This is a genomic window from Microcystis sp. Msp_OC_L_20101000_S702 (assembly GCF_007095705.1).
Taxonomy (GTDB): domain Bacteria; phylum Cyanobacteriota; class Cyanobacteriia; order Cyanobacteriales; family Microcystaceae; genus Microcystis; species Microcystis ichthyoblabe_A.
This window is the reverse complement of record NZ_SFBO01000231.1, coordinates 1-7,161: the sequence shown is the minus strand read 5'-3', so window position 1 is coordinate 7,161 and position 7,161 is coordinate 1. Positions and strand designations below refer to the sequence as shown.

General features: G+C 38.1%; 6 protein-coding genes and 1 pseudogene. 4 read left to right on the top strand and 3 right to left on the bottom strand.

Features of this window, described 5'->3' with window-relative positions; all coding sequences use genetic code 11:
* The 4 genes from EWV60_RS22950 to EWV60_RS22935 form a co-directional block, all read left to right on the top strand.
* The coding region (locus EWV60_RS22950; RefSeq protein ID WP_287235045.1) for an Rpn family recombination-promoting nuclease/putative transposase at nucleotides 1-404 on the top strand (404 nt) is incomplete at its 5' end.
* 71 nt (nucleotides 405-475) lie between these two features.
* The gene (alaS, locus tag EWV60_RS22945) at nucleotides 476-3,100 is read left to right on the top strand and encodes an alanine--tRNA ligase (RefSeq protein ID WP_287235043.1); all 2,625 of its coding nucleotides are present in this window, start codon (nucleotides 476-478) and stop codon (nucleotides 3,098-3,100) included.
* A gap of 70 nt (nucleotides 3,101-3,170) precedes the next feature.
* A complete protein-coding gene (locus EWV60_RS22940) occupies nucleotides 3,171-4,646 on the top strand; it encodes an AAA family ATPase (protein WP_287235041.1) in 1,476 nt (491 codons plus the stop codon).
* A complete protein-coding gene (locus EWV60_RS22935) occupies nucleotides 4,639-5,316 on the top strand; it encodes a hypothetical protein (RefSeq protein ID WP_287235039.1) in 678 nt (225 codons plus the stop codon). Before EWV60_RS22940 ends, EWV60_RS22935 begins: the two co-directional genes overlap by 8 nt.
* A 208-nt stretch (nucleotides 5,317-5,524) precedes the next feature.
* Here EWV60_RS22935 and EWV60_RS22930 read toward each other — a convergent pair.
* The 3 genes and pseudogenes from EWV60_RS22930 to EWV60_RS22920 form a co-directional block, all read right to left on the bottom strand.
* A pseudogene (locus tag EWV60_RS22930) lies at nucleotides 5,525-5,786 on the bottom strand (hypothetical protein).
* A gap of 394 nt (nucleotides 5,787-6,180) precedes the next feature.
* Nucleotides 6,181-6,420: a type II toxin-antitoxin system HicA family toxin gene (locus EWV60_RS22925; RefSeq protein WP_002754041.1), complete on the bottom strand. Its 240-nt coding sequence runs from the start codon at nucleotides 6,418-6,420 to the stop codon at nucleotides 6,181-6,183.
* Nucleotides 6,413-6,676 (bottom strand): type II toxin-antitoxin system HicB family antitoxin, encoded by a 264-nt coding sequence (locus EWV60_RS22920; protein ID WP_002737641.1) that lies wholly within the window; start codon nucleotides 6,674-6,676, stop codon nucleotides 6,413-6,415. The genes EWV60_RS22925 and EWV60_RS22920 overlap by 8 nt, the downstream gene beginning before the upstream one ends.
* Nucleotides 6,677-7,161 lie beyond the last annotated feature (485 nt).

Genomic DNA, 7,161 nt, shown 5'->3' with positions numbered 1-7,161 from the left:
AATTGCCTGTGACTGCTGAGACTCTTTGGTTAAGATTATTAGGACGGGGAAAAACGCAAAACCAAGCGGTGCGAGAATTGTTAGAATTACCTCAAGGTAATGCTTTCCGGGAAAATGTCCTGGAATTATTAATTAGTTGGCGGGTTAGTATGGAAATAAATAACATCCTAGAAACTGAGGATAGAGAGGTGTTTATGACCTTATCTCAAACCTATCAGGAATGGAAGGAAGCAACTAAACAGGAGGGACGACAGCAAGGAAAACTGGAAGGAAAACTAGAAGGAAAACTAGAAGGAAAACTGGAATCTATTCCCCGTTTGCTGGCTTTGGGTTTAAGTGTGGAACAAATCGCTCAAGCTTTGGATTTAGACTTAGAGCAGGTCCGACAAGCGGCGCGAGAGTAAAGGTGGAGAGTTAAAACGCAAAAATGCCACAATGGATAAAATAGGCATTTTCTGACTAACTGACATCTTCTATGAGTAACCACCTAAGCGGAAGCGAGATTCGCCAGCGATTTTTAGACTTTTTTGCGGCCAGAAACCATAAAATTCTCCCTAGTGCCTCTCTAGTACCAGAAGACCCCACAGTTTTGCTGACTATTGCGGGAATGCTCCCTTTTAAACCGATTTTCTTAGGGCAAAAGACCCCAGAATTTCCCCGCGCTACCACTTCTCAAAAATGTATTCGCACCAACGATATCGAAAATGTCGGCCGGACTGCTAGACATCATACTTTTTTTGAGATGTTGGGCAATTTTAGCTTTGGTGATTATTTTAAAGAACAAGCGATCGCCTGGGCCTGGGAATTGTCCACAGAAGTTTTTAACCTTCCCCCCGAAAGATTAGTCGTTAGTGTCTTTAAAGAGGATGAGGAAGCTTTCGCTATCTGGCGCGATAAAATCGGTATTCCTGCCCATCGTATCCAAAAAATGGGCGAAGCGGATAACTTTTGGGTATCGGGTCCCACGGGTCCCTGTGGTCCCTGTTCGGAAATTTACTACGATTTTCACCCGGAATTAGGGGATAAAACCATCGATTTAGAGGATGATAGCCGTTTTATCGAGTTTTATAACCTCGTCTTCATGCAGTATAACCGCGACGCAGACGGCAATCTGACACCCCTAGCGAATAAAAATATCGATACGGGGATGGGTTTGGAACGGATGGCGCAAATCCTGCAAAAAGTCGCCAATAACTACGAAACTGACCTAATTTTCCCGATTGTCGCTGAAGCGGCCCGGTTAGCAGCCATAGACTACCAGAAAGCAGACGAAAAAACGAAAGTTTCCCTAAAAGTCATCGGCGATCATGTGCGTTCGGTAGTACACATGATAGCGGATGGTATCTCAGCATCGAATACTGACAGAGGTTACGTCCTGCGTCGTCTGATTCGGAGAGTAGTACGGCACGGGCGTTTAATCGGTATTGAAGGTCAATTTATCACCAAAGTGGCGGAAGTGGCGATCGCTCTTTCCGAGTCCGTCTATGGCAATGTTCGGGAACGAGAAACGGTGATCAAGGCAGAATTAGAGCGAGAGGAAGCGAGATTTTTAGAAACCCTAGAAAGAGGCGAGAAACTGCTCGAATCGATTCTAGAAAAAGAAAAAAGCCAGATTTCGGGAGTCGATGCTTTTACCCTTTATGATACCTATGGCTTCCCCCTGGAACTGACTCAAGAAATCGCCGAGGAGCAGGGTTTAAGCGTCGATACGGCGGGTTTCGAGCAGGAAATGAAAAAACAGCAGCAAAGATCAAAAGCCGCCCACGAAACCATAGATTTGACGGTACAGGGTAGTTTAGATAAGCTGGCAGAACATATTCACCCGACGGAATTTCTCGGTTATACGGATTTGCAAGCAACCGCAACAGTAACGGCGGTTTTAGTCGCTGGTAAAACGGTGGAATCGGCCGCAGCAGGCACTGAGGTGCAGATAGTTCTCGATAAAACCCCTTTTTATGCCGAATCGGGTGGACAAATCGGTGACAAGGGTTATTTAACTGGCGATAATCTGCTTATCCGCGTTGAGGATGTGCAGAAAGAATCGGGGATTTTTATCCATTTTGGTCGGGTAGAGCGGGGAATTGTCACCACCGGCGATACAATTAATGCACAGATTGACCGTTCCTGTCGTCGTCGCGCTCAAGCTAATCATACCGCTACCCATCTGCTACAATCGGCCCTGAAAAAGCTTGTCGATGGGGGGATTTCCCAAGCGGGTTCCCTCGTCAGTTTTGAGCGCCTCCGTTTTGATTTTAACTGTCCTCGTCCCCTGACTGGTGCTGAATTGCAACAGGTGGAAGAACAGATTAACACTTGGATTGCCGAAGCGCATGACACCCAGATAGCGGTGATGGGATTGGAAGAAGCGAAGCAAAAGGGAGCTATTGCCATGTTTGGCGAAAAATACGGCTCAGAAGTGCGAGTTATCGATATTCCTAGCGTTTCTATGGAATTATGCGGGGGAACTCACGTTAAAAATACTGCCGAGATCGGTTTATTTAAAATCATCTCCGAGACGGGAATCGCTGCGGGAATTCGTCGCATCGAAGCGGTGGCCGGCCCTGCCGTGTTAGCATACCTGAATGAACGGGATCAGGTGGTGCGGGATCTGTGCGATCGCTTTAAGGTCAAACCTCTGGAAATTCCCGATCGCATTACGGCCCTACAATCGGAGTTAAAGGGGACACAAAAGCAGTTAGAAGCGGTTAAACAGGAGTTAGCACTAAATAAATCGGATGCTTTGCTATCTCAAGCTGAATCTATCGGCGAATTTAAGCTATTAGTCGCTTCTTTGGGCGATATTGATGCTAATGCTTTGATGGCCGCAGCCGAAAGACTACAGCAAAAATTAGGGGAAGGGGCGGTAATTTTGGCCTCGACTCCCGCAGCTGATAAAGTGAGTTTAGTGGCCGCTTTTAGTCCCCGGGTGATTAAAGATAAGGGTTTACAAGCGGGTAAATTTATCGGTGCGATCGCTAAAATCTGCGCCGGTGGTGGTGGTGGTCGTCCCAATTTAGCTCAAGCTGGGGGACGGGATGCTAGTAAGTTAAGCGAAGCTTTAGCTAAGGCCAAAAGTCAGTTAACTAGCAGTTTACAATAGTTTTAAGGGTGGGCATTTTGTCCACCTTTAAAAAATTAGTTATTCTCTCGGTGTGATTGGTAAAAATAATATGGAACTACTGATCAAGAATTTGGGATCAATTAGAAATAATAATCAAGCTATAGATTTAACCAAGAAGTTTTATACTTTTATTGGTTACAATAATAGTGGCAAAACCCTAGTTTCTCAGCTTTTATGGACAATTTTTAATAATGACAATATTAGAAAGTTTTCCGAAAATACCCAAATTGATTCTTTAGTAATTGACTCTGAAAAACCTATTAAAAAAATTACGATCAATCAAGAATTAATCGATAAAATTCTCAATAAATTTACCCAGTTTATTGAAAAAGAAGTTGTTAATACCTACAATCTTGATGCCAGTATTAAAGAAACGATTATTGGTTCCAATAAATTAATTTTTCAAGCAAATATCCAAGAATTTAAAGAGACGAAATTTAAAACAACTTTTTTGGTTCGTGTTGCAGGAAATAATGATCTGGAGTATTTACAGATTAGCAAGGGCAAAGGTAGCCTAACAATAAATATAAAAGAACCTAATATACCTGAAAAAGTATTTGATCAAATACCCAGAGACTTTTTTGAGAGAGCTAAACCATACAAGGAATCAGTAATTATTCCGTCAATAATAAGAGTGCTTTTGTCTCATGCAGAAGATACTTTTTTTATCCCCGCTAGTCGTAGCTTTTTTCCTGTTTTCTACCAGTACATTTATGAGATAGAGAGAAATAAAAGAAGTGAGTATAATCGTCGATTGCAAGAATTAATAGAAAATATTGATGATGATAGTGATACTAATCGGGATATATTCAAACGTCTTCGGGAACAATTACCCAAAAGGTCTTATACAGAACCAATGAATAAGGTGATTGAGTCGCTTTATTCTCTCAATACCAAGAAAAAAATTAATTCAGTTTATAATTCTCTGATTGAAAAGATGATCGGATTAATGGGAGGAGAAATCACCATTTCTAGTCTAGAATCGATCGCACCTATTCAATTTTCTTTTAAATTCGATGAAAGCAAAGATTTACCTATGTATCTAGCTTCATCTTCAGTCAATCAGTTGACTATCTTGTATCTTTATCTCAAATATTGGGCCAAGGAAAAAAACAATTTTTTGATGATAGATGAACCAGAAGTTAATTTGCATCCCGAAAATCAAATTCGCTTAATGGATATTTTAGTTCAATTTGTCACCGAGCATAACAATCGGGTTTTGATCACCACCCATAGCCCAATTTTAACCGATATTCTCAACAATTATGTTTATCTTCATACCTTAAAAAGTTATGATGTTGATGTCACAAAAATTATTGAAGATAATCAATTAAAAAATTTAAATCCAGAAATTTCACTTGCTAAAGAAGACTTAGGGGTTTACTTTTTCACGGGTGATAAAATTATTGATTATGGAACCAGTCAATATGGTATTTATTTTCGTAACTTTAAAGAAGTTATCAACTCCGTGCAGAAATCTGGAGAAATTTTAACCAATCATATCTATTTAGCAGAGAATGAGTAAGTCTAACTCAAAAAAAGAAATATTTTCCCTTAGACAAGAGTTTCATCAAGCTTTAGAAAAACAGGGTTTTATTCAAGAAATATCCCCTAGTCAGGATGAGTATATTGAAATTCAAGAAACAAAAAAGAGCGATTTAAAGAAAGTAGTTATTAATCACTTACAGTTATCGTCTAAAAATGACAAAAATATATCTACAGAAGTAGATAAAATCTGGGTTATCAATTTAGAAAAAGAGTTACCCGGTATCTCTGCTTCCGGCAAAACCCCTGAAAAAGCTATATTAGTTTTACAGAGAAAAGTCGATGATGCTGGTAAAATTCTCAATTATCATCTGCAAATTTGTTTAATTGAACTCAAAGCATCCCTACAGGCAAAAAAAGACAAAGAAAGCACATTAAAGCAGATTGCTGGTAAATTTCAAAGCGGGATGAATAGAATCTATATGCTTCTGACTCTCAATAATCATGCTAATCCCCAGAAAAACTATCAAGATACAGAAATATTTGTGCAATTCAGAGGAATTATTTTTTATAATCGCAACGAAATTAAAGATAGTGATATTGCCAAAGAAAATCAGCGAGACTATAATTTGAGCGAGAGTACCTTATATAAAATTATCTCTCAATCTACAGAAAACGAAAGCTGTTCCTGCAATAATGGCATCTCCTAAGGACATCTTTCTGATTTGTTTTAAAGTTACTGCTTGTAAAAAATTCTTCAAAATAGACTTTATCCTGATGAGTTAACCGATAGTAGCCTAAAACTTCCAGATAAGATAAAGCAGATACATAAGGAGAATTTTCTGCAATAAACTCCCTGAGAAACTCATTTTCCAATTGAGCGGCATAGATAATAATATTGCTATCTAATAACATGATTTAATCCCGATCAGGAAGAGAGCGATCGCACCGATTTTGTTGTTGCCACTGTTGGGTATCAACAGCAGTAAAAGTATTATTGTTAGCAATTTTTTTTCAAAGCATTGGCCATTTTTTGACCGTTAGATCGATTTTCACCAATGATATTTTCTTCTAATAATGTAATATAAACATTAACAGGATATTCGGAGTTAATTTCAGGGGTTTCATCAAGCCATTGAAGGGTATTATTTTTCAAAATTGCTTTAAAGGTTTTTAGCATAGTTTTCTCCACCCTTAAATGATACAGGATAAATGATTCAGACTAGCCCTAACCCAATTTTAACACAAGACCAACCCAACAAACTGCCTTACCTCAATATTTTAAATTAACGTCTTTGGATCATTTCATAATCAAAAGTTCATTACCAGAGCGAAAAATTACGCAAAATGGTGATAGTCACTTTACCTGTTTTTAAGGCAGGCTAATTTATCGGCGATGACTGGGTGAAAATTAATCATTAAATCAATTTATCACAAGCAATCGAGGGTTTTACTATCGCGTTAATGTAACTTAAAAAACTAGCTTTAGCTTTATTTTAGCTCTTGGAAATAAAATTAAGATAAAGCGTAATAAAATAGATAATTTATTCTTTTGAAAAAACCCATTCAATCATCTATTTTAATAAATGTTCTATTTCTTCATCTGTAAAACCAAATTGTCTAAAAATTCGTAAAACATAAGCAGGGGACATTTCTTTTGCACCTATATCAATAGGAACGATTCGACGTTGATTATACAATACTCTACAATATAAACGATGATCACCTTTTCCTTCTCGATAAAATTGACGGCCTCCTTTTTCAAGAATTTTGATTAGTGCTTTGGGTTTAAGAGAAGGAATATTTTTAGGCATAAACTTTTCTGAGTTCGTAAGTTTCGGGAGTTTCAGAATCTCCCACAGTTAAAAATTCATGAAGTTCGTCTATAGGAATAGGACTGGTATATATATTGGCTTGATCATGATAAATCTCCCAAAAAGATTCAATCGCTTCTTTTAGTTTCTCAATAGCTTTTTCCTGAGTTTCTCCTTGTCCAACTAATCCATTTTCAAGACATAATGAAACCCAATAATCTGCACTTTTTCTCAAAATAACGGTATAAAAGTTCATGGTGATTGTTCCGTTGAAATTTTAATCGGAGATTAGAATTTACTCTAGCTTAATTTTAACACAAGACCAACCCAACAAACTGCCTTACCTCAATCTTTTAAATTAACGTCTTTGGGTCATTTCATCAATAAACAATAAATAAGGCGCATTATACTTTGTTAATGCACCCGATCAGAAAAGCGATCGCACTTTCAATATTCTGCCAAATGCGATCACAAATCCCCATTTTTACATAAAAAAGATAATATAAAACTCAAATTTGAACTATTGTTGTGGAAAGATACTAAGATGACAAAGTTATAATTAACTCAAGCGGAAATTGAAAGCCTTACTTCTGATGAATTTTTGTATTTAAGAAATTGGATTAATAACTGGACTTCCCCGTTGACAAAAGGCCATAACCTGTGCTGTAGAAGGGATTAAGAGAATTTCCGCCGCCCCGTTACTGGGTACAAATCAGGGAAACTCCCAATAAATCTAACGCT